This window comes from Micromonospora sp. LOL_013 (genome assembly GCF_048060315.1).
Classification (GTDB): Bacteria; Actinomycetota; Actinomycetes; order Mycobacteriales; family Micromonosporaceae; genus Micromonospora_E.
Genome location: NZ_JBHMIQ010000025.1, coordinates 25,905 through 47,407 on the forward strand (window position 1 = coordinate 25,905; position 21,503 = coordinate 47,407).

Below are 21,503 nucleotides of genomic sequence, written 5' to 3' on the forward strand. Positions count from 1 at the left end.
ATGCAGGGCACGGTGGCGACCTTCGATTCGGCGACCCGCAGCGGCACGGTGCTGCTCGACGACGGGGCGGAGCTGGCGTTCCCGGCGGCCGCGTTCGATGCTTCCGGGCTGCGGCTGCTGCGGCTGGGTCAGCGGGTACGCATCGAGCGTGACGAGTCCGGGCACGTCAACCGCGTTACGTTGCCCACATTCGGCTAGCTGGAGCCGGGCGAATTTATGCCAAGTTCACCGTGATCAGGTCATGATTACCGGGTGACGCCCGCCCCCTCCAGGCGCGCCGCCGCCCGTCCGCGCCGCGCAGCCGACCAGCCCACCGCTGACCAGCCCGCCGGCACCGACCAGTCTGCCGCCGACCAGCCCGCTGCCGACGACGGCGCGACCGCGACGCCCCGGCCGGCCCGCCGCCAGTCGTCGAACGGCACCGCCCGGAAACCGGCCGGCGGCACCGCCCGCAAATCGACGGCCGGCACCGCTCGCAGGTCCACGGCCAGCAGCGCCCGCAAGTCAGCAGGCGGCACCGCCCGCCGGCGGGCCAAGGCGGCACCGCAGGCAGCACCGGAGACCACCGAGCCGGCGCCGGAGGCGGAGTCCGCGACCGACGCGCCGGCCGCGCCGCTGCCGGTGCAGGCCCCCGACCCGGCCAACCCGGTGTCGGACACCGCCGAGCCGGCCGAGCCGGACGAGCCGGCCACGCTGGCCCGCCAGCCGCTGCCCGACGACCGGTTCCTCAACCGGGAGCTGTCCTGGCTCGATTTCAACGCCCGGGTGATCGAGCTGGCCGAGGACCCGCAGACGGCGCTGCTGGAGCGGGCCAAGTTCCTGGCCATCTTCGCCAGCAACCTCGACGAGTTCTTCATGGTCCGCATCGCCGGGCTGAAACGCCGGCTGCAGGCCGGGCTGCCGGTACGCGGCGGCGACCGGCTGCCGCTGCGTACCCAGTTGGAGCTGATCGCGGCGAAGACCGCCGGCCTGGTCGCCCGGCACGCCCGCTGCTTCACCGAGGAGGTCCGGCCCCGGCTGGCCGCCGAGGGCATCCACCTGATCCGGTGGAGCGATCTGAGCACCGGTGAGCGGGAAGGGCTGCGCACCTACTTCCGGGAGCACATCTTCCCGGTGCTGACCCCGCTGGCCGTCGACCCGGCGCACCCGTTTCCGTACATCTCCAGCCGGTCGTTGAACCTGGCCGTCGCGGTCCGTGACCCCGACGGCGGCCCGGAGCTGTTCGCCCGGATCAAGGTGCCGAACAACGTGCCCCGGTTCGTGGTGGTCAGCCAGGAAGGGCTGGGCGCCCGGTTCCTGCCGGTCGAGGATCTGATCGCCGCCCAGCTCGGCCAGCTGTTCTCCGGCATGCAGGTGGTTGAGTGCCACCTGTTCCGGGTGACCCGCAACGCCGACTTCGAAGTCGACGAGGACCGCGACGAGGATCTGCTGCAGTCGCTGGAGCGGGAGCTCGCCCAGCGCCGGTTCGGCCCGCCGGTTCGGCTGGAGGTGGCCGCCTCCATCTCCGACCACATGCTCGACCTGCTGGTCCGCGAGCTGGACATGGACAGCCACGACGTGCTGCGGGTGCCGGGGCTGCTGGACCTGTCCGCGTTGTGGCAGGTGTACGAGAGCTCCGACCGGTCGGACCTCAAGGACCGCCCGTTCGTGCCGGCCACCCACCCGCGGCTGGTCGAGGGCGAGGTGCCGCGCAGCGTCTTCGCCACCCTGCGCGACGGCGACATCCTGGTGCACCACCCGTACCACTCGTTCTCCACCAGCGTGCAGCGGTTCATCGAGCAGGCCGCGGCCGACCCGCTCGTCCTGGCGATCAAGCAGACGCTGTACCGCACCAGCGGCGACTCGCCGATCGTCGACGCGCTGATCGAGGCGGCCGCCGCCGGCAAGCAGGTGGTGGTGCTGGTCGAGGTGAAGGCCCGGTTCGACGAACAGGCCAACATCGGCTGGGCGCGGATGCTGGAACGGGCCGGCTGCCACGTCGTGTACGGCCTGGTCGGGCTGAAGACCCACTGCAAGACCGCCCTGGTGGTACGCCAGGAGGGCAACCAGATCCGCCGCTACTGCCACATCGGCACCGGCAACTACCACCCGAAGACGGCCAGGCTGTACGAGGACTTCGGCATGCTGACCGCCGACCCGGAGGTCGGCGCCGACCTGACCGACCTGTTCAACGTGTTGACCGGCTACAGCCGGCAGACCGCGTACCGGCGGCTGCTGGTCGCCCCGCACGGGGTGCGCAGCGGGCTGATCGAGCGGATCGGGCGGGAGGTCGCCCACGTCCGCGAGGGCCGGGGCGGGCTGGTCCAGATCAAGGTGAACTCGCTGGTCGACGAGGAGCTGGTGGACGCGCTGTACCGGGCGTCGCAGGCCGGCGTACAGGTGGATCTGCTGATCCGGGGGATGTGCACGCTGCGGCCCGGGGTGCCGGGGCTGTCGGACAACATCCGGGTCCGGTCGATCCTCGGCCGGTTCCTGGAGCATTCCCGGGTGTTCCGGTTCGGCAACGACGGCGACGTGGAGTTTTGGATCGGCTCCTCCGACCTGATGCACCGCAACCTGGACCGCCGGGTGGAGGCGCTGGTGCAGGTGACCGACCCGGTGGCCCGCGCCGAGCTGGACCAGCTGATGAGCGACGCGTTCAGCCCGGACTGCGAGTCGTTCGAGCTGCACCCGGACGGCACCTGGAGCCGGCACCGGTCGACCGACGAGCGGCCGCTGGTGCATCTGCAGGAGCGGCTGCTCCGGCGGTTCATCGGCACCGGCAAATAGCTCCTGCTGCCGCCGGCGGTCGGCGGGCCGGCGGCGCCCTGTCGACAGCGGCGACCTCGGGCGGGCGGCGCTAGGCTGGCCCGATGGTGGAGGAGGAACGCAAGTACGAGGTCGAGCCGGGTTTCACCGTGCCGGACCTGTCCGGCTGTCTGCCGGACGGTGGCCGGCTGGTGCAGCAGCCGGCGGCGAAGCTGACCGCCACCTACTACGACACCCCGGATCTGCGGCTGGCCCGCGCCGGGGTGTCGCTGCGCCACCGGGTGGGCGACTCGAAGCCGTGGACGGTGAAGCTACCCGCCGACGCGCCCGGCGTACGGCACGAGATCAGCCGGTCCGGTAAGCGCGGCAAGCCGCCGGCCGAGCTGGTGTGGCTGGTCACCGCGTACTCGCGGGGGGTGGAGCTGACGCCGGCCGCGACGGTGCGCACGGCACGTACGGTGCTGGAGTTGCGCGACGCCGACGACGCGCTGCTGGTGGAGGTGGCCGACGACGCGGTGTCGGTGTTGGACGGCAAGACGATTCGGTCGCGGTTCCGTGAGGTGGAGGTCGAGCTGAAGGCCGCCAACCGGTCGCTGCTGGACCAGGTCGAGGCCGAATTGGTCGCGGCGGGGGCGATTGCCGGCGGGTTCACCCCGAAGCACGTACGGGCGTTGGGTGCGGCCGCCGCCGGTCCGGCGGAGCTGCCGGCGGTCGAGGACCTGCCGGACGGGCCGACCGCCGCCGATGTGGTCACCCGGGCGGTCCGCGACGGCGTCGCCCGGATCCTGGCGCACGACCCGCTGGTGCGGCTGCACGCCCCGGTCGGCGACGACGACACCGCCGTGCACCAGATGCGGGTGGGTTGCCGGCGGCTGCGCAGCGACCTGCGGACCTTCCGGGCGTTGGTGGACCGCGAGTGGGCGGGTGCGCTGCGCGACGAGCTGAAGTGGATCGCCGGGGTGCTCGGCGGTGCCCGCGACGCCGAGGTGCTGCGGGACCGGTTGCGGCGTACCGCCGGAGCGGACCCGGTGGCGCCGCTACCGTCGGCGGCGGTCGAGCTGATCGACGCGACGCTCGCCGACCGGCAGGCGGCGGCACTGGCCGAGGTGGACGCGACGCTGCGCTCCAACCGGTACGTTGCCCTGGTGGAGATGCTGGTGCAGGCGGCCCGGGAGCCGCGACTGACCCCGGCGGCGGCCGGCCCGGCGGCCGAGGTGCTGCCTCGCCTGGTGGCCAAGCCGTGGCGCCGGTTGGCGTTCGGCGGCAGCGGTGTGGACGGTGCCGCCGATCTGACCCTGGACGCCTCCGACGAGCGCTGGCACGCGGTGCGAATCAACGGCAAGAAGGCCCGGTACGCGGTGGACGCGGTGGCGCCGGTGATCGGCGGTGGCGCGGCGAAGCTGGCGAAGGCGTTGTCGAAGGTGCAGAACCTGCTCGGTGAGCACCAGGACGCGGCGGTGGCCGCCGAGACCTGGCAGGGGGTGCTGGCCGAGCACCCGGACGACCACGAGTTGGCGGTGACCGTCGGCCGGCTGGTCGAGCGGGAGCGGGCCGCGATCCGTGCGGCGCGGGCGGAGTTCGCCACCGCCTGGGAGCGGGCGGCGGCGGGGCAGCGGACGAAGTGGCTGCCGTGACCGAGGTCCGGGCCGCCGGCGGGGTGGTGTGGCGCACCGACGACAGCGGGGCGGTGCAGGTGTGTCTGGTGCACCGGCCCCGGCACGACGACTGGTCGCTGCCGAAGGGCAAACTGGAGCCGGCGGAGCGTCCGTTGGTGGCAGCGGTCCGGGAGGTCGGTGAGGAGACCGGGATCCGGGCGGTGCCGCAGGTGCGGCTACCGTCGATCCGTTACACCATGCCGGACGGCAACCTGAAGGTGGTCGACTACTGGTCGATGCGGGCGGTGGAGGCGTCGTCCGAGCCGGTGCCGGTTGACGCCGCCGACGAGGTCGACGAGCTGTGCTGGCTGCCGTTGGCGCAGGCGCGGCAGCGGTTGACGTACCGGCACGACGTCGGGGTGCTGCACGGGTTCGCGCAGCTGCCGCCGGTGACCGCGACGCTCACCCTGGTGCGGCACGCGCACGCCGGCAGCCGGGACACCTGGCCGGGTCCGGACAGTGCCCGCCCGTTGGACACCGCCGGGCTGCGGCAGGCGCAGGCGTTGGCGGCGTTGCTGGTGCTGACCGGGCCGTGTCGGGTGCTGTCGGCGTCGCCCCGGCGGTGTGTGCAGACGGTCGCCCCGCTGGCGCAGGCGCTGGATCTGCCGGTCGAAGTGGAGTCGGTGTTCGACGAGCCGGCCGCCGGCCAGCAGCCGGACGAGAACGCGTTGGCGGCGGCGGGCCGGCTGAGCGAGTTGGCGGCGGCCGGTACGCCGGCAGCGGTGTGCAGTCAGGGCAAGGTGATCCCGGCCGCGTTGACGGTGCTGACCCGGCGGTCGGCGGCGGATCACCGTACCGCGAAGGGCGGCGGCTGGTTGTTGTCGTTCGCCGGGGAGCGGCTGGTCGGCGCGGACCGGCTCTAGCGGGGCCGATTGCGGCGGCCCAGCGGACCGGGTCAGCGGCCCTGTCGCATATACGAAGGCGCCCACCGCCGTACCGGCGGTGGGCGCCTTCGCGCTGGTGGTGTCCGGCCGGTGTGGCCGGACGGCTCAGCGGGTGGTTTTACGGGCGGCGGGCTTGCGGGCCGGGGCCTTCTTCGCCGGCGACTTCTTCGCCGCCGTCGACTTGGCTCCGGTCGACTTGGCCGCCGCCGACTTGGCCGCGGTGGACCGAGTCGCGGTGGTCTTCCTGACCGTGGACTTCTTGGCCGGCGCGGCCGCCGCGGACCGGGTGGTCTTGGCGGCGGCGGTCTTCTTCGCCGTACCGCCGGCCGCCCGCTTCGCCGGCGCCTTGGTGGCGGTCGACTTGGCGGCCGTGCCGGTGGACTTCGCCGCGCCACGGGCGGTGCTCCTGGCCGCCGTGGACTTGGCTGCGGTGGCCTTCGTCGCCGTGGACTTCGCCGCGGTCGACTTGGCCGCGGTGGCCTTCGGTGCCTTGCCGCTGGCCACCATGTCCTTGAAGCCCGCGCCGGGCCGGAAGACCGGCACCGAGGTCTTCTTGACCTTCACCGACTCGCCGGTACGCGGGTTGCGCGCTGTTCGAGCCGCGCGGACGCGCTTCTCGAACACCCCGAAGCCGGTGATACCCACCCGGTCGCCCTTGGTGACCGCCGACTGAACCTCGGCCAAGACGGCGTCGAGCGCCGTCGTCGCCGTCTTGCGGTCTCCCAGGCGAGCAGCGAGCGCATCGATGAGCTCTGCCTTGTTCACGAGTTCCCTCCCGTATGTGCAACTGGACTCAACGAGCCATTCTGCGCGCACGGTATGCCCTGTACCGGCAGGACACAAACATCTGCCGGAAAAAAGTCCTTGTGTCGTAACGGATTCGCCCCCAACCGGTGGCCGGAGCCGACCGGTTGGTATAGCCGGACGGTTGGTGGGCCACCGGATGGGGGCGGAATCGGCGTCGGGAACCCCGTTGGGAAGAGACCGGTTCGGCGTTGTGCGCTATGCCACGACCGGCTTGAACGACAACCGACCGCGCTCGTACTCGGTGATGGCCGACTCGTGACGCAGGGTCAGTCCAATGTCATCCAATCCCTCCATCAGCCGCCACCGGCTGAAGTCGTCGATCGGGAACGACCAGCCGGAGGCACCGGCCCTGACCTCCCGGCTGGCCAGGTCGACGGTCACCTCGGCGGCCGGATCGGCCTCGACCAGCGACCACAATTCCTCAATGGCGGGCATTTCCAGCTCGACCGGCAGCAGCCCTTCCTTGAGCGCGTTGCCGCGGAAGATGTCACCGAAGCGGGGGGACAGCACGGCCCGGAAGCCCCAGTCCCGCAGCGCCCACACCGCGTGTTCACGCGATGACCCGGTGCCGAACTCGGGGCCAGCGACGAGAATGGATGCCCCGGAATACGAAGGATTGTTCAGAACGAATCCCGGATCCTCGCGCCAGGCATTGAACAGACCGTCGGCGAAGCCGGTCCGGGTCACCCGCTTGAGGTACACCGCCGGGATGATCTGATCGGTATCTACATTAGAACGGCGCAGCGGGACGGCGGTCCCGGTGTGCACGGTGAACTTGTCCATGTCGTGATCCCGTCTCGTGGTGCGTGTCCAGCGGCGGTCAGTTGAGGTCCGCCGGCGCGGCCAGCCGGCCCACCACGGCGGTGGCGGCGGCGACCGGCGGCGACACCAGGTGGGTACGCCCGCCCCGGCCTTGCCGGCCCTCGAAGTTGCGGTTGGAGGTGGAGGCGGAGCGCTCCCCCGGTTTGAGCGTGTCCGGGTTCATGCCCAGGCACATCGAGCAGCCGGCGAACCGCCACTCGGCACCGGCGTCGGCGAAGACCTTGTCCAGCCCTTCGTTCTCGGCCGCCTCCCGTACCTTGGCCGATCCGGGCACCACGAGCATCCGTACCCCGTCGGCGACCTTGCGCCCGCGCAGCACATCGGCGGCGACCCGCAGATCCTCCAGCCGACCATTGGTGCAGGAGCCGACGAAGACCACGTCGACCGGCACGTCGCGCAGCGCGGTGCCCGGCCGCAGGTCCATGTACTCCAGCGCCCGGTGGGCGGCGACCCGCTCCGCGTCGGTGTCGAACTGCTCCGGGTCGGGCACGGCGGCGCTCAGCGCGGCGCCCTGCCCGGGGTTGGTGCCCCAGGTCACGAACGGCGTGATCTCGCTGGCGTCCAGGATCACCTCGGCGTCGAACGTCGCCCCCTCGTCGGTGGCCAGACTGGACCAGTAGGCCACGGCGGCGTCCCAGTCGGCGCCCTGCGGCGCGTTCGACCGGCCCCTGAGGTACGCGAAGGTGGTCTCGTCCGGCGCCACCATGCCCGCCTTGGCACCCCACTCGATGGACATGTTCGCCACCGTCATCCGGCCCTCCATGGAGAGCCGGCGGATCGCCTCGCCCCGGTACTCCACCACGTAGCCGCGACCACCGCCGGTGCCGACCTTGGTGATCAGCGCCAGCACCAGGTCCTTGGCGGTGACCCCCGGGCCGAGTTCGCCGGTGACGGTGACCGCCATCGTCTTCGGCCGGGACTGCGGCAGCGTCTGGGTGGCCAGCACGTGCTCGACCTCGCTGGTGCCGATGCCGAAGGCGAGCGCGCCGAACGCGCCGTGGGTCGCGGTGTGCGAGTCGCCACAGACGATCGTCATGCCGGGCTGGGTCAGGCCCAGCTGCGGGCCGATGACGTGCACGATGCCCTGGTTGTCGTCGCCCAGGGCGTGCAGCCTGATGCCGAACTCGGCGCAGTTGCGGCGCAGCGTCTCGATCTGGGTACGCGATGTCGGGTCGCTGATGGTCAGCAGGTCCCCGCGCCGGCCGTTGAACGCCGGGTCGGCGTACCCGGTCGGGGTGTTGTGATCCTCGGTGGCGAGGGTCAGATCGGTCCGGCGCACCGGCCGACCGGCCAGCCGCAGCCCGTCGAAGGCCTGCGGGCTGGTGACCTCGTGCAGCAGGTGCAGATCGATGTAGAGCAGGTCCGGCTCGCCCGCGGCGGATCGCACCACGTGCGCGTCCCAGACCTTCTCGGCCAGGGTCCTGGGCGATGTCTGCTTCGAAGTGGCTCCCACCATCTGGACATCCTAAATTCTGGGAGGTATGTTTCGGCTTGTGGGACACAGTATGAGCGGTGTCGGCGTTCTCGACAAGGCGGTGGTGATCCTCGCGGCCTGCGTGGACGGCGCCAGCCTCGCCGAACTCGTCGACCGGACCAAGCTGCCCCGGGCCACTGCGCACCGGTTGGCACAGGCCCTGGAGATCCACCGGATGCTGGTCCGGGACACCCAGGGGCGGTGGCGGCCCGGCCCCCGGTTGGGTGAGCTGGCCAACGCCGCGCCCGACGTGTTGCTGACCGCCGCCGAGCCGCTGCTGGCCGCGCTGCGCGACGCCACCGGCGAGAGCGCCCAACTCTACCTGCGCCGGGCCGACGAGCGGATCTGCGTCGCCGCCGCCGAGCGGGCCAGTGGCCTGCGCGACACGGTGCCGGTCGGCTCGGTGCTGCCGATGACCGCCGGGTCCGCCGCCCAGATCCTGCTGGCCTGGGAGCCACCCGAGGCCGTCATGCCGCTACTGCCCCGCTGCAAGTTCACCGGCCGTACGCTCGCCGAGGTGCGCCGACGTGGCTGGGCGCAGAGCGTCGCCGAGCGGGAGGCCGGGGTGGCCAGTGTCTCCGCGCCGATCCGGGACCGCACCGGCCGGGTGATCGCCTCGGTCAGCGTCTCCGGGCCGATCGAGCGGCTCGGCCGCCGGCCGGGTGAGCGGCACGCCATGGCCGTGGTCCGCGCCGGCCAACGGCTCTCCGGGCTCTGAGCCCGCATTGATTCCGCACCCCGCCGTGCTCTGATCAAGCCCTGATCTCCGGGTAACTCTGCGCAGCCCAGGCCGTTTCGGGCATTATAGGCAGCGGCGACCGGGCGGCAGGGTAGCCGGACAGGGCCGACGAAAAGGCGCCCCCCGCAGGAGGGCGCCTTGAGCGCTGTAGCCCCGACCGGATTCGAACCGGCGCTACCGCCTTGAGAGGGCGGCGTCCTGGGCCGCTAGACGACGGGGCCAGAACTATCCTGGTACAAACTGCCGTTTCGTGCTGCTGTGTCCTGTTGGACACGGTGCCGAACTCTAACAGAGACCAGCACCCCGACGCCATCTGGAGCCTTCCGGCATCGGTGGCTGGGGTACCAGGACTCGAACCTAGACTAACTGAACCAGAATCAGTCGGGCTGCCAATTACCCCATACCCCATCGGTGCTCGCCGCACCGGGACAGAACTCTACCTGACCCCATGGTGCGCGCCAAATCGGGATACCGCAGCGGTTTGCCTCAGTCCGCCGCGACCACCGGGTTGGCCAGCTCACCGATGCCCTCGATCCGGACCGACACCGTGTCGCCGGCGGTCAGCTCGCTCACCCCGGCCGGCGTCCCGGTCAGGATCACGTCACCGGGCAGCAGCGTCATCACGTGTGACACGTACGACACCAGCGTCGGCACGTCGAAGACCATCTGCTTGGTCCGGCCCAGCTGCCGTACGTCCATCTCGTCCGGCTTCGGACCCACCTCGCAGCGGACCTCCAGGTCGGTGACGTCCAGCCCGGTGACGATCCACGGGCCGATCGGGCAGAACGAGTCGAAGCCCTTCGCCCTGGTCCACTGGCCGTCCGACCGCTGCAGGTCGCGGGCGGTGACATCGTTGGCGCAGGTGTAGCCGAAGATGGCCCGCTCGGCGGCGGCCCGGTCGGCGCGCCGGGCACCGGGCGGTCCGATCACCACGGCGAGCTCCGCCTCGTGCTCCACCTGCCGGGACTGGGCGGGCAGTCGGATCGCGTCCCGTGGACCGATCACCGACGTCGACGGCTTGAGGAACAGTAACGGCTCGGCCGGCACCTCGGCACCGTGCTCGGCGGCGTGGTCGGCGTAGTTGCGCCCGACGCACACCACCTTGCTGGGCAGGATCGGCGACAGCAGCCGGACGTCGGCCAGCGCCCAACGCTGCGACGTGAAGGTCAGCCTGCCGAACGGGTGGCCGTCGACCTCGGCGACGGTCAACGCCTCGGGGCCGGCTCCCGGCTCCCCCTCGACGACTCCGAACGACATTCCCTTGCCATGGGCGAAACGAGCGATACGCACCCGGTCAATGTATCGCCCTGCGCCCGCGCCGCCCCGGCGGTCACGGCGAAGGGCGACAACGGTCACTGCGAGAAGTGGAAATCTAGCACCGGTCACCGGATCAGGTGGCGGAACCGCGCTTCGCCGGCCGGACGGCCGGTGCCGGCCTACCGTTCGGGTCAGGGGCAGAGACGAGATGGTGATGTCATGGTGGCGACGTGCGCTGCGGGCCGGTCTGTTCGGCGCCGTTCTGGTGGTCGGCGGGGGGATCCTGGCACCGGGCGCGGCACCGGCACGGGCCGAGGGGGCTGCTTCGGCACGGGCCGAGAGGCAGGAACTGGTCGCGGTGACGATCAACGAGATCGGGCAGAGCGCGGCGACCTACCGGGTCGAGGCGGTCAACCGTACGGTGTCACCGGTCGACGTCACCCTGCGGATGGCCGTACCGACGATGACCTCGGTGGCCACCGTCGGCGCCGCCGGCCGGGTCGATGCCTCGGAGATCACCTGGCAGTTGAGCCTGCCGGCGAACAGCGGGCAGACGGTCACCGCGTCGTTCCGGCCGGGCGGTGCCGGCACCGCGCAGACCTTCCCGGTCTGCGCGTACCAGCGGGACACCGCGCTGCCGTACGACTGCGCGAGCGCCCGGTGGACCCCGACGGCCGGCATCGAGGCGGCGGACTCGGCCTGGTGGCAGCGCCCGTCGATGCCGCTGATCGGCGGGCTGACGGCACTCGTCGTGGTGGCGATGCTTGGGTACGGGTGGCGCCGCCGGCTGCGGGAGCGCCGGGTCGACCGACGCCGGGTCGTCACCCCGGCCGGGCGGCGGGTGCGGTTGCCGGCGGCGGTGCCGGCCGCCCCTAAGCGCAGCTGGCGCCCGGCGACGCCGCTGGTGTTCGGCCTGCTGCTGGCGATGCTGACCGGGCTGGCGGTGGCAGCGGTACGCGTGGCGAGCTACGGCAGCGAGGTGCTGGACCGGGCCAACCAGCCGCCCAGTGGGTGGATCGGTGCGCCACCGGCTGGCGGATTCGGGGTGCTGCTGACCGAGGCCGCCTTCGAGTTCACCGTCTTCCGGATGGCCTGCGCGCCGGCTGATGGGCAGGGGCAGGATCGGCGGTGTGTCGCCACGGTCGGGCTGCGCAACCGCAGCGACACCGAACAGTTCTGGTACGGGCCGTTGCAGCGGGCGTATCTGCCGACCGGTGACTGGGTCGGGGTGGACGAGGCGGCGACCCGGCAGGAGAACGGCGGCCGGGACGTCTTCGCCGAGCCGGTGCCGCCCGGGGGCCGGATGCTGGTCCCGCTGGCCTTCACGGTCAGCGGCGACCTGGTCCCGGACCGGTTGGAGCTGCGCAGCGGCGCGTTCTCTGCCGGGGTCGCCGTACGGTGGATCTGACGGTCGGCTCCCGGCTGCCCGGCCTGACGGGGTTACGGGGTGAACTCGGCAGGCGAGTCAGGTCAGGACAACCCGAGCGGGTGCATGCCGACCAGCATCGCGAACCGGTGCCCACCGGTGGTGGTGCCGTCACGGGGGACGCCGGCCTGCTCGAACCGCCGCATCAGGGCCTGCAGCTCGTGGCGGAACTCGGCGATCCGGTCTACGGGGATCTCGGCGACCCCCCGGCTGAGCATCATCCGGACCGGGTCGGGCGCCTCACTGCTATCGGAGATGGTGCCGGCGTTGAGTCCGGCCTCGATCTCGTCCTTGATCTGGTCGAGCAGGGTGGCCACCACCTCGTGCACCGAGCTGGGTTCCTCGCCGGAGCGGCGGTGGAAGGTCAAGTTGAGCTGGCCGGCACCGTACTGCTTCTCGATAATGCCATTGACCACCCGGGTGTCCCGGATGTGCAGCAGTTGGTGCTGTTCCAGCTGGTTGATGTGGTAGTAGATCTTGGTGGGCGCGACGCCCACGATGTTTGCCAGCTCCTTGGCGGTCCAGGTCCGCTCGGGCTCGGACATGGCGAGCTCCAGCACCCGCATCCGGATGGGGTCGGCGAGCGCCTTGAGGGTAGCCACGTCCTCGATCACCCGGCTGGCCATCAGCTCAGTCACCGCAGACCTCCAGTCAACCAACGTTTCACGGTTGATTCTACCCCGACGATTGACTTCCGTCCGTCGCTCAGCTTATTTTGAACGTGCTTCCCGTTCGACCCGCCGTCGCCGGCCCGGTTCGCTGGCGCAATGTCGTCGCCGGACCGGTCAGCCGGCGGGAAGTCCCAGCGCAACGCCAACTGCGTGGCCTGGAAGTACCGCTCCGCCCGGCCCTGGTCGGTCCGCTGGTTGACCACCCGGATCATCCCCTCCTGGGCAGCACCCGCAGGTGGTAGTGCATCAGGCTGAACGTGATGCCCAGCTGGTGGGCCAGCTGGCGGGCGGACAGCGCCCGGTCCGGCTCGGCGGTGAGCACCGCGAGCACCCGCAACCGGATCGGATCGGCGACGGCACGCAGCTGATTGACGCCGTCGAGCACCCGTACCGCCGGGGTCGGCGGGCCGGTACCGCCGGGCGGTCGCGCGGAACCCGGTTGCCGTGGCACACTGGACACAGCCCCCGACGTTCCCTGACGGTCGGGGGCTGCACCGTCCGTGCGCCGGGCACCGTCCGTGCGCCGGGCACCGTCCGTGCGCCAGGCACCGTCTGCCCGCTTCCGCCACCGCGAACCGCAGCGCCCGCGTCCCGTAGTCCGCCAACATCGCGCACCTCCTTGTCGACCCGGGAGCCGTTGCTGGGCCACTCCTTGACTTCTACCTGACGTTCTATCTTGCTTCTGCGCTTGAGATTAATTGAACGTATAGGTCCGGTCAACCATTGGAGCTGACTGAATTAAGGCAGCGGTCAGCAGGCGGCCACGATTGGCACATGAAGTTGATGCGAAGTCGGAATGTCAGCTCAGCTGATCCGACTGGCCAAACCCATCGAATCGGGCGATACACCGCAACAGGCGGTCCCGCAGTACCGCGGCCCGCTCGGCGAAGTCCCGCTGCATCGTCGCGTACTCGGCCCGACCCGCCGCGGTCTCGATCCGCACCGGCGGATAGCCCAGCTCCCGCAGGTCGTACGGACTGGCCCGCATGTCCAGGTCCCGGATGTCACGGGTTAACTCGAAGCAGTCCACCACCAGTTCGCCGGGGACCAGCGGACTCAACCGAAAGGACCACTTGTACAGATCCATGTTGGCATGCAGGCAGCCCGGTTGTTCGAAGTCGGCCTGGTTGGAGCGCTGCGGGGAAAGCAGGTTCAGTGGCCGGGCCGCTGGCGTGAAGAATCGGTACGCGTCGAAATGGCTGCACCGAATCCGCTGGCCGTCGACGAACTCGGCGAGGCCGGCCGGACTCATCCGCAGCGGCCACCGGTGGTGGCGGACCTCGTCGGCGGGCTGCCGGTAGACCATCGCCCACTCGTGCAGGCCGAAGCAGCCCAGGTGCGCCGGCCGGTTCGCGGTACGGGCCAGCAGGTCCCGTACCCAGGTGACGAACTCGCCGCGCCGGGCCAGTAGCCCGGCGGTGTCCAGGGTGACCGCCACCCCGTCGCCGCTCGGAACCGTCCGGTAGTCCCGGCCCCACTGCGCCGGCTCGGTGTCGGCGAGTCGCACCCCCGCCCCCGGATGCCAGCGACGCAGCTGCGCCGGCCGGTACGCGTAGTAGGTGAACAGGAAGTCGGCGACCGGATGCGACTCGCCCCGGCGGCGGCGCTCCAGGTGCCCGCCCACCAGCCGGTCGACACGCTCGGCGTGCGCGTCGCGGCGCCGGGTCCAGGTAACCCGGTCGAGCAGGGTGTCGGTCACCACCCGACCAGCGTAGGCCGACCCGGGAAGGCCGACCCGCCAGGGCCGGCCCGGTCAGTCTCCGTCGGCTGGCTCCCCGTCGGCCCGCCCGCCGGACCGCAGTACCGCGTCCGGCCGGCAGAGCACGCTCACCCGGTAGGACAGCCCCAGGTTGGACCAGATCTCACCGCGCAGGGACAGGCAGATCCCGACGCCGGGTTCGCCGTCGGGGTGCTCGAAGAAATCCACCGTCGGCGCGGCGAGCGCGCCGACCAGTCCCTGGGTCTGCCGGGCGGTGGCGGCGACCTGCACCAGCCCGCCGGTCACCTGGATTTCCACGTCGTCCAAAGCGTCGACCGCGTACCAGTGGGTGTCCGGCAGGAACAGCTGCACGTCCACGCCGCGGCGGGTGTAGTCGGGGCCGGCCAGGCCGGTGTCGTCCGCCGGGCGGTCACCGAGCCACGCGGTGCCGGCATAGTCGGTACGCAGCCGCTGCGCCTCGGAACGCCACTCGGTGACCAGGGTGTCGAGACGGGGTTGGGCGGCAAGGTGGACAGCTGCTTCGATCACCCCCGGGACCCTAGCACCGCGGCCGGGTCCCGGGGTCCCTCCGGTGCGCAGTCCAGTGCCTGGTCGACGACCAGGTCCAGCGGGGTGGCCGCGCCCGTGTACCAGGCGGCGTCGAACGCGTCACCGGTCAATGCGCGCCGCGCCGCGTCGAGGGCGGCGTCCCGCCGCTGCTGCACCGCCACCGGTGCGACCAGGCCGAACCGGTAGCGCAACGAGTCGACCGCAGCGAGGATCCGTACCGCCAGGGCCGGATCCTCGTCGACGGTCACCTCGGCCACCGTCTCCAACGAGGTGGACAGGTCCGCCCGGTCGCCCAGCTCGAACCGCCGTTCCAGGGCCGCGACGAACAACCGCAGCGCGGCCGGCCGGTCCCCGCCGGCCAGCTCGCACTGCCCGAGATGGTGCAGTGCGACCGCCTCGCCGAACAGGTCCCCCAGCCCGGTGGCCAGGTCGAGCGCTTCCCGGGCGACGGCGGCCGCGCCGGTTGGGTCCGGCCGGGCCAGCAGGATCTCGGCCAGACAGGTCAACCCGAGCAGTACGCCGCGGCTGTTGCCGGCTTCCCGCTCCAGCGCCAGGCACTGGTTGATGTGCCAGTCGGCGTCGGCGATGTTGCCGGCCCGCAGACAGACCTTGGCGAGGTTGCCGAGCGCGATCGCCATGCCGGGCTTCGCCCCAAGCTCGCGCCACACCTCCAGGCCGTACCGGAAGTGTTCGCCGGCCTCGTCGTAGCGGCCGGCGAGCATCGCCGCGACGCCGAGGATGTTGCGGGCCTGCGCGGCGCCCTCGGCGTCGCCGGCCCGTTCGGTGAGGCGCAGACACTCCCCGCCGAGTCGGGCGGCGGTGGCGGTGTCGTCCTGGGTGGCGGCCAGTACCGCCGCCGGATAGAGCAGTTGGCGGCGGTGCTCCGCGGCCAACCCGGCGGGGGCGGAGAGCAGCCGGTCAAGCCACTGTCGGCCGTCACGGATCTGGTTTCCGTTGCGCCAGTACCGCCACAACCCGAGGCAGAGCCGAGTCGCGGTGGCCAGGTCGTCGGCAGCGAGCGCGTACTCCAGCGCGGCCCGCAGGTCCGGGTATTCCTGGTCGAGCTCGTCGGCCCAGCGGCTCTGCTCCGGCCCGACCATCCCGCCGGCCGCCCGGTCCGCCAGCCCGGCGCAGTACGCCAGATGGTTTCGCAGCTGCCGGGACCGCTGCCCGGTGGTGCACAGCTGGCGGGCCTGGGCCTGGATGGTGTTCAGCATCGCGTACCGGCGGGTGCCGGACCGCCCGGTCACCGCCACCACGAGGCTCTTGCGGACCAGCGCCTCCAACGCTTCGGCGACCCGGTCGACGGCCGCAGACCCCGCCGTGGCCGCAGACCCCGCCACGGCGACCGGCTCCAGCCCGGCGACGGTGGCCACGGCAGCTGCCGTCGGCTCGGCGGTGAAGACAGCCGCAGCGGTGAAGACGTCCCGTTGTGCCGGCTCCAGCAGGCCGAAACTCCAGTCGACGGTGCCGTGCAGGGTCCGCTGGCGGGCCGGCCGGTCGCGTGGCCCGGGGCCGAGCGGGTCCAGGTGCGGGCCGAGCCGCTCCAGCAGTGCCGCCGGGCTCAACTGGTCGGTACGCGCGGCGGCCAGCTCGATCGCCAGCGGCAGGCCGTCCAACCGCCGGCACAGCTCGGCCACCGCCGGCAGGGCGTCGGCGGTCAGCCTGAAGTCCGCGTCGGCCGCCCGGGCGAGCTGGTCGAACAGGGCGATCGCCGGATGCTGCGCCACCACGCGGGCGGCGGCCGACGCCCCGCGCGGCAGGTCGTCGAGGCGGGGCAGCGGCAGCGGCGGCACCCGGTAGACCTGTTCGCCGTAGATTCCCAACGGCTCCCGGCTGGTGGCCAGTACCCGAACGCGCCCAGCGGCGGTCAGCAGCTGGCCCAACGGCGGACCGGCGGCCAACGCCTGCTCCAGGTTGTCCAGCACCAGCAGCAACTCGGTGTCCGCAGTGTGGTCGACCACCGCGTCCAGCACCGCCTGCCCGGCACGCACCGGCACGTCCAGCGCGGCGGCGACTGCGGTGAGCACCTCCGTCGCGGTGCGGCAGGCGGCCAGCGCCACGAAACACACCCCGTCGTCGAACCGAGCCGCGAGACCGGCGGCCACCGACAGCGACAGCCGGGTCTTGCCGATCCCACCGGCCCCGACGAGCGTGACCAGCCGGCTGGTCGCCAGCAGCGCGTCGATCCGGGCGACCTCGCGGTCCCGGCCGATCAGCGGGGTCAGCGGGGCGGGCAGCCGCACCCGCCGCCGGGGCCGGCCAAGGAGGTCCGGGCTCAACGTCCAGCCGCCGGTGCCGGAACCGACCAGACCACGACGGCTACGTACCCGGTCGAGTTCCCGGTCGGCGGCGGCCGGCAGCCCGCCGGTCTGCCGGACGAACCAGTTCACCAGGGTCCGGCTGGGTTCGCCGCGCAGCGCGGTCCGCAACCAGATCCGGGTCGTTGCCGGCGACCACGGGGTCAGCTCGATCTGCTCCAGCTCTGGCAGGTGCACTCCACCCGGACCGACACCGGGCAGCGGACCGGGACCGGTCACCGTGACCGGTTCGCCGGCACCGACGGGTCCGGGCGGCCGGGCCGGCCGGGCCGTTTCGGTGCTGGCCTGCACCAGCCCGAGCACGGCGGGTAGCAGGCTCGGGCGGGACCAGACGCGCAGCAACTGTGGGACCCGGTCGACGGCGGCGAGGTCGGCGATCAGCAGAACCTGGTCGGCGAAGACCGGCGGCGGCAGCGGCTCCGGCTCGGGTGACACCGTGACCACGGCGAACCCGCGCAACGCGGCCAGCCGGGCGGTCTCGGCGAGGAAACGGGTGTGCCCGGCACCGCGCTGCCCGTGGACACGGGCCGAGCCACGGCCGGTCACCTGCAGCCGGGTCAGGAACTCGTGGGTACGGCGCAGCGCCTCGTCGCGTTCCCACAGCCGGGATCCGGTGTCGTCGGCGATCTCCACGTCGTCGGCGACCGCGCTGTCGCGCCCTCGCCGTTTGGCGAGGTAGTTGCGTCGGTCGGCGTGGTCCAGCAGGTGCTCGGCGGTGGTGCCGTCCGCGGGGGCGGTCGCCACCCCGAGACTGACCGTCAGATGCAGCGGCGGGTCGCCGGAGAACTCGGTGTTGCGGATCCGTTCGGTCAGCCGCAGGGCGAGCCGGACCGCCTCGGTGAGTCCGGTCTGCGGCAGTACGACGACGAACTCGTCGCCGCCGTACCGGAACAGCACGTCCTGCGGCCGGCAGGTGGCGCGTACCCGCTCGGCGAGCTGGCGGAGCACCCGGTCGCCACGCAGGTGGCCGTAGACGTCGTTGACGGTCTTGAAGAAGTCGACGTCGAACAGGAACACCCCACAGGGGTGCCCCGCCCGGCTCAACTGGCGTCTGAGGAATGGCTCAAGGGATGCGCGCTGACGGGCTCCCGTGACCGGATCGGTCGCCGCCACGTCGTACGTCTCACCGCCCTCGTCACCACCGGCGTACCGGGTCACCGGACCCGCCTGCCGCGACCTGGTGGGCCGACGGGCGTGTCGGCATGGTTAACGGGTGCCCTCTGTGTACGGCACCACCGAGTTGGATGCTATCCGTCAGTCACCGGGCATGGGAGTCCACCGGCCCGACGCACGTCCTGCACGATAGGAGGATGTTCGTTCCCACCTGAGAGGTTTCTGCTACGTAACATGTCCACCGTGGTGCCGGGACGCGTCCCTATCGGATGGACTCACCGGTAGCCATGATCTAGTTATTCGTCAGGAGGATCGCACCGGTGCCGACGATAAGCGCTGTACGCGAACAGCGCGGATACCGAAAACAGATCGCTGTACTGTCGACGGTCGTGATGCTCGCCGCCACCGTGGCCGGCGGGCCGGCGGCGCGGCCGGCCGGCGCACCGGACGCTGTACCGGCCGGGGGCTTCGCCAGCCTGTGGAACGGCTCCCCCGGCATCGGCCAGGGCACCTCGCTGGCCGACGTGCGCAGCATCGTCGGTGCGAACACCCCGGCGACGGCGGCGCTGGACGGCACCGGGATCGGCATTGCGATGATCGACACCGGGGTGGTACCGGTCCCCGGCCTGCCGGGGAACCGGCTGGTCAACGGCCCGGACCTGTCCTTCGAGTCCCAGGCGACAAATCTGCGCTGGCTCGACACCTACGGGCACGGCACCCACCTCGCCGGCGTACTGATCGGCGACGATCCGACCAGCGGCGCGCGCGGGCTGGCGCCGAAGGCGAGCCTGACCTCGGTCAAGGTCGGTACGGCCAACGGCGCGGTCGACGTCTCACAGGTCATCGCGGCGATCGACTGGGTCGTCGCCAACCGCAACCACGACCCCACCCATCCGATCCGGATACTGAACCTGGCGTACGGCTCCGCCGGCAACCCGGCCTTCTGGACCGATCCGCTGCACTTCGCCGTCGAACAGGCGTGGCACGCCGGAATCGTGGTCGTGGCGGCCGCCGGCAACGACGGCAACGGGTTCGGTCGGCTGGACAATCCGGCGACCAACCCGTACGTCATCACGGTCGGCGCCAGTCTGACCAAGGGCACGCTGACCACCGCCGACGACGAACTCGCGCCGTTCACCAACCTGGCCACGGCCGGCCGGCAACTGGATTTGCTGGCCCCCGGCGAATCGGTGCTGTCGCTGCGCAACCCGGGCTCCAACATCGACAACCACTACCCCGGCGCCCGGGTCGGCAGCACCCTGTTCCGGGGCAGCGGCACCTCGCAGGCGGTCGCGGTCACCTCGGCCGTCGCCGCGCTGCTGCTGCAGGCCAAGCCGTGGCTCACCGCCGACGAGGTCAAACAGTTACTGATGGAAAGCGGTACCTTCCTGCCCACCGGCGGAGGCGCGAACCTCGGCCTACGCAGCATCAACCTGAACGCGGCACTGACCTACACCCCGGTGTGGCAGCCGCAGCAGTGGACCAGGTCCGACGGACACGGCCCGATCGACGCGTCCCGGGGCACCAGCAGAGTGGCCCGCAACAACGTGACGCTGCAGGGTGAGCAGAGCATCTTCGGCCCGTTCAGCAGCCCGGCCTGGGCCAGCCGGTCCGCGGCCCGGACCGCCTGGACCGGCGGCGTCTGGCTGGGTCACCGGATGGCCGCGGACGGCTGGACCGGCACCTCCTGGGCCAGTCGCACCTGGGGTGACGCGGTCTGGACCTCGCCGTCCTGGGACGGCTCCGGGTCTTGGGTGGACCCGGCCTGGTCGAGCCACTTCTGGTCCACCGGATCGTGGACGCCGGGCGACTGGGACTCGCACTTCTGGTCCACCGACAGCTGGGCCAACGCCTGCTGGTGCTGACCGGGCCGAACAGCTGACCGGGCCGCGTACCGGGTCAGTCAGGATCGCCGCGGCGCAGACGCTTCGTCTGCGCCCGGCGTTTCTTGTCGCTGATCCGCCGTTCCTTCGCCGCCCGGGACGGCCGGGTCGGCCGACGCGGCGGCGCCGGCGGCGCGATCGCCTCCCGCAGCAGTGCGGACAACCGGTCCCGGGCCGCGGCCCGGTTCGCCAACTGGTTGCGGTGCTCGCTGGCGGTGACCGTCAACACCCCGCCGACCAACCGATTGGCCAGCCGCTGCACCGCCCGCTGGCGCAGCCACGGCGGCAGCGCGGTCGAGCCGGCGACGTCGAACGACAGCTCGACCCGCGAGTCCGCCGTATTGACGCCCTGGCCGCCGGGTCCGGACGAACGGGAGAACCGCTCGGTCAACTCGCCCGCCGGGATCACCACCGAGTCGGTGACCCGCATCTCGCCTGCCGCCATCATCCGACAGTACCGCTGCCGTCGGCGCCGACCACCTGGGCGGTGGTCAGCCGCCCCGCCGGATGATTTCGTCGGCCGTCTGCTCGGCCCGGTGGATCGGGATGGCGAAGCCGATGCCGATCGACCCGACACCCTCCAACGTGGCGATGGCGGTGTTCACCCCGATCACCTCGCCGTCGACGTTGACCAGCGGCCCGCCCGAGTTGCCGGGGTTGATCGACGCGTCGGTCTGCACTGCGGTCTGCCGCCCGCCGTTACCGAGCATCACCTCACGGTCCAGGGCGCTGACGATCCCGGCGGTGACCGTGCCGGACAGGCCGAGCGGGGAGCCGACCGCCAGGACCGACTCTCCGACCTGGGTGGCGCCGGGCTGGGCCAGGGCCAGCGGACGCAGCCCGGCGGTCGACGGCACCCGCAGCACCGCGATGTCGCTGCCCGGATCCCGGCCGACCACCTCGGCGACGATCCGCCGACCGTCCTGGGCGACGACGCTGACCTGGTGGCCGTTGAGCGGGGTCCCCGGTTCGCTGTCGCCGTCCAGGATGTGGTCGTTGGTGATGATGTGATGCTGGTCGTCGATCGCGAAGCCGGACCCACCGGAGATCATGCTGCCCCGTTCGACCTGGACCGACACCACGCCGGGCAGCACCTTGGCCGCCGCCGCCACCAGGTCCGGCGACACCCCGGGGGTGACCGACGGCGACGGCAGCGCCGCCGGCTGTCCCGCGTCGCCGCCCCAGCCGGCGACCACCGCGCCGGCCAGCCCGCCGGACGCCGCCGACAGGGCGAGCACCGCGGCGGCGGTGAGCAGCCGGCGACGCCACCGTCGCGGCGGGGGCGGTGCCGGCGGTACGGCGGAACCGTCCAGCCCCGGCCAACGGTCCGCGTCCGGCGAGACGAACCACGGGCCACGCGGCTCGCCCAGCCCGGTAGGCACAGTCATCGGGCTCCTCCTTTACCGGTCCAGGTCGGGTGGCGCGGGGTAGGTC

At 72.0% G+C, this 21,503-nt stretch carries 18 protein-coding genes and 2 tRNA genes; 7 read left to right on the forward strand and 13 right to left on the reverse strand.

Features of this window, described 5'->3' with window-relative positions:
• The 4 genes from ACFHWS_RS17805 (at position 1) to ACFHWS_RS17820 (ending at position 5,266) form a co-directional block, all read left to right on the forward strand.
• On the forward strand, positions 1-198 hold the full coding sequence (locus tag ACFHWS_RS17805) for a cold-shock protein (RefSeq protein ID WP_416568597.1): 198 nt from the start codon (positions 1-3) through the stop codon (positions 196-198).
• A 417-nt stretch (positions 199-615) separates the two neighbouring features.
• Positions 616-2,769, forward strand: a complete 2,154-nt coding sequence (locus ACFHWS_RS17810; protein ID WP_416553789.1) for an RNA degradosome polyphosphate kinase — start codon at positions 616-618, stop codon at positions 2,767-2,769.
• 83 nt (positions 2,770-2,852) lie between these two features.
• Entirely contained in the window at positions 2,853-4,382 is a 1,530-nt protein-coding gene (locus ACFHWS_RS17815) for a CHAD domain-containing protein (RefSeq protein WP_416568598.1), read from the forward strand.
• On the forward strand, positions 4,370-5,266 hold the full coding sequence (locus ACFHWS_RS17820; RefSeq protein ID WP_416553753.1) for an NUDIX domain-containing protein: 897 nt from the start codon (positions 4,370-4,372) through the stop codon (positions 5,264-5,266). The genes ACFHWS_RS17815 and ACFHWS_RS17820 overlap by 13 nt, the downstream gene beginning before the upstream one ends.
• A 126-nt stretch (positions 5,267-5,392) precedes the next feature.
• On the opposite strand, the gene ACFHWS_RS17825 is transcribed toward ACFHWS_RS17820, so the two are convergent.
• From ACFHWS_RS17825 to leuC, 3 genes are all read right to left on the reverse strand, one after another.
• Positions 5,393-6,052: an HU family DNA-binding protein gene (locus tag ACFHWS_RS17825; RefSeq protein WP_416553751.1), complete on the reverse strand. Its 660-nt coding sequence runs from the start codon at positions 6,050-6,052 to the stop codon at positions 5,393-5,395.
• Positions 6,053-6,289: 237 nt separating this feature from the next.
• Positions 6,290-6,877, reverse strand: a complete 588-nt coding sequence (gene leuD, locus ACFHWS_RS17830; protein WP_123600451.1) for a 3-isopropylmalate dehydratase small subunit — start codon at positions 6,875-6,877, stop codon at positions 6,290-6,292.
• A gap of 37 nt (positions 6,878-6,914) precedes the next feature.
• Positions 6,915-8,372: a 3-isopropylmalate dehydratase large subunit gene (gene leuC, locus ACFHWS_RS17835; protein ID WP_416568599.1), complete on the reverse strand. Its 1,458-nt coding sequence runs from the start codon at positions 8,370-8,372 to the stop codon at positions 6,915-6,917.
• A 49-nt stretch (positions 8,373-8,421) separates the two neighbouring features.
• Between leuC and ACFHWS_RS17840 the strand changes: the two genes are divergently transcribed.
• A complete protein-coding gene (locus ACFHWS_RS17840) occupies positions 8,422-9,108 on the forward strand; it encodes an IclR family transcriptional regulator (RefSeq protein WP_123600449.1) in 687 nt (228 codons plus the stop codon).
• Positions 9,109-9,277: 169 nt separating this feature from the next.
• On the opposite strand, the gene ACFHWS_RS17845 is transcribed toward ACFHWS_RS17840, so the two are convergent.
• The 3 genes from ACFHWS_RS17845 to ACFHWS_RS17855 form a co-directional block, all read right to left on the reverse strand.
• Positions 9,278-9,350: transfer RNA gene (locus tag ACFHWS_RS17845), tRNA-Glu, on the reverse strand.
• 112 nt (positions 9,351-9,462) lie between these two features.
• Positions 9,463-9,537: transfer RNA gene (locus ACFHWS_RS17850), tRNA-Gln, on the reverse strand.
• A gap of 78 nt (positions 9,538-9,615) precedes the next feature.
• Entirely contained in the window at positions 9,616-10,419 is an 804-nt protein-coding gene (locus tag ACFHWS_RS17855; protein WP_416553745.1) for a fumarylacetoacetate hydrolase family protein, read from the reverse strand.
• A gap of 181 nt (positions 10,420-10,600) precedes the next feature.
• Between ACFHWS_RS17855 and ACFHWS_RS17860 the strand changes: the two genes are divergently transcribed.
• Positions 10,601-11,794: a hypothetical protein gene (locus ACFHWS_RS17860; protein WP_416553743.1), complete on the forward strand. Its 1,194-nt coding sequence runs from the start codon at positions 10,601-10,603 to the stop codon at positions 11,792-11,794.
• Between the two features lie 62 nt (positions 11,795-11,856).
• Here ACFHWS_RS17860 and ACFHWS_RS17865 read toward each other — a convergent pair whose 3' ends face one another.
• The 5 genes from ACFHWS_RS17865 to ACFHWS_RS17885 form a co-directional block, all read right to left on the reverse strand.
• Complete coding sequence (locus ACFHWS_RS17865) at positions 11,857-12,450, reverse strand: helix-turn-helix domain-containing protein (protein ID WP_416553741.1); 594 nt, start codon at positions 12,448-12,450, stop codon at positions 11,857-11,859.
• 241 nt (positions 12,451-12,691) lie between these two features.
• Positions 12,692-12,943 (reverse strand): helix-turn-helix domain-containing protein, encoded by a 252-nt coding sequence (locus ACFHWS_RS17870; protein WP_416553739.1) that lies wholly within the window; start codon positions 12,941-12,943, stop codon positions 12,692-12,694.
• Between the two features lie 339 nt (positions 12,944-13,282).
• Positions 13,283-14,185 (reverse strand): 3-methyladenine DNA glycosylase, encoded by a 903-nt coding sequence (locus ACFHWS_RS17875; RefSeq protein WP_416553737.1) that lies wholly within the window; start codon positions 14,183-14,185, stop codon positions 13,283-13,285.
• 51 nt (positions 14,186-14,236) lie between these two features.
• Entirely contained in the window at positions 14,237-14,731 is a 495-nt protein-coding gene (locus ACFHWS_RS17880) for a hypothetical protein (RefSeq protein ID WP_416553735.1), read from the reverse strand.
• Positions 14,728-18,231, reverse strand: a complete 3,504-nt coding sequence (locus ACFHWS_RS17885) for a diguanylate cyclase (RefSeq protein WP_416553733.1) — start codon at positions 18,229-18,231, stop codon at positions 14,728-14,730. The genes ACFHWS_RS17880 and ACFHWS_RS17885 overlap by 4 nt, the downstream gene beginning before the upstream one ends.
• A 275-nt stretch (positions 18,232-18,506) precedes the next feature.
• Here ACFHWS_RS17885 and ACFHWS_RS17890 point away from each other — a divergent pair, with 275 nt between their 5' ends.
• Positions 18,507-20,051: a S8 family serine peptidase gene (locus tag ACFHWS_RS17890; RefSeq protein ID WP_416568600.1), complete on the forward strand. Its 1,545-nt coding sequence runs from the start codon at positions 18,507-18,509 to the stop codon at positions 20,049-20,051.
• A 34-nt stretch (positions 20,052-20,085) separates the two neighbouring features.
• Here ACFHWS_RS17890 and arfB read toward each other — a convergent pair whose 3' ends face one another.
• Positions 20,086-20,514: an alternative ribosome rescue aminoacyl-tRNA hydrolase ArfB gene (arfB, locus tag ACFHWS_RS17895; protein ID WP_123604400.1), complete on the reverse strand. Its 429-nt coding sequence runs from the start codon at positions 20,512-20,514 to the stop codon at positions 20,086-20,088.
• A gap of 46 nt (positions 20,515-20,560) precedes the next feature.
• Complete coding sequence (locus ACFHWS_RS17900; RefSeq protein WP_416568601.1) at positions 20,561-21,457, reverse strand: S1C family serine protease; 897 nt, start codon at positions 21,455-21,457, stop codon at positions 20,561-20,563.
• Between the last annotated feature and the right edge of the window lie 46 nt (positions 21,458-21,503).

Bases quoted from the DNA above. Each gene is read 5' to 3' on its own strand.
- ACFHWS_RS17805 (WP_416568597.1), top strand. From the start codon at position 1: ATGCAGGGCACGGTGGCGACCTTCGATTCGGCGACCCGCAGCGGCACG.
- ACFHWS_RS17815 (WP_416568598.1), top strand. From the start codon at position 2,853: ATGGTGGAGGAGGAACGCAAGTACGAGGTCGAGCCGGGTTTCACCGTG.
- leuD (WP_123600451.1), bottom strand. From the start codon at position 6,877: ATGGACAAGTTCACCGTGCACACCGGGACCGCCGTCCCGCTGCGCCGT.
- leuC (WP_416568599.1), bottom strand. From the start codon at position 8,372: ATGGTGGGAGCCACTTCGAAGCAGACATCGCCCAGGACCCTGGCCGAG.
- ACFHWS_RS17840 (WP_123600449.1), top strand. From the start codon at position 8,422: ATGAGCGGTGTCGGCGTTCTCGACAAGGCGGTGGTGATCCTCGCGGCC.
- ACFHWS_RS17860 (WP_416553743.1), top strand. From the start codon at position 10,601: ATGTCATGGTGGCGACGTGCGCTGCGGGCCGGTCTGTTCGGCGCCGTT.
- arfB (WP_123604400.1), bottom strand. From the start codon at position 20,514: ATGGCGGCAGGCGAGATGCGGGTCACCGACTCGGTGGTGATCCCGGCG.
- ACFHWS_RS17900 (WP_416568601.1), bottom strand. From the start codon at position 21,457: ATGACTGTGCCTACCGGGCTGGGCGAGCCGCGTGGCCCGTGGTTCGTC.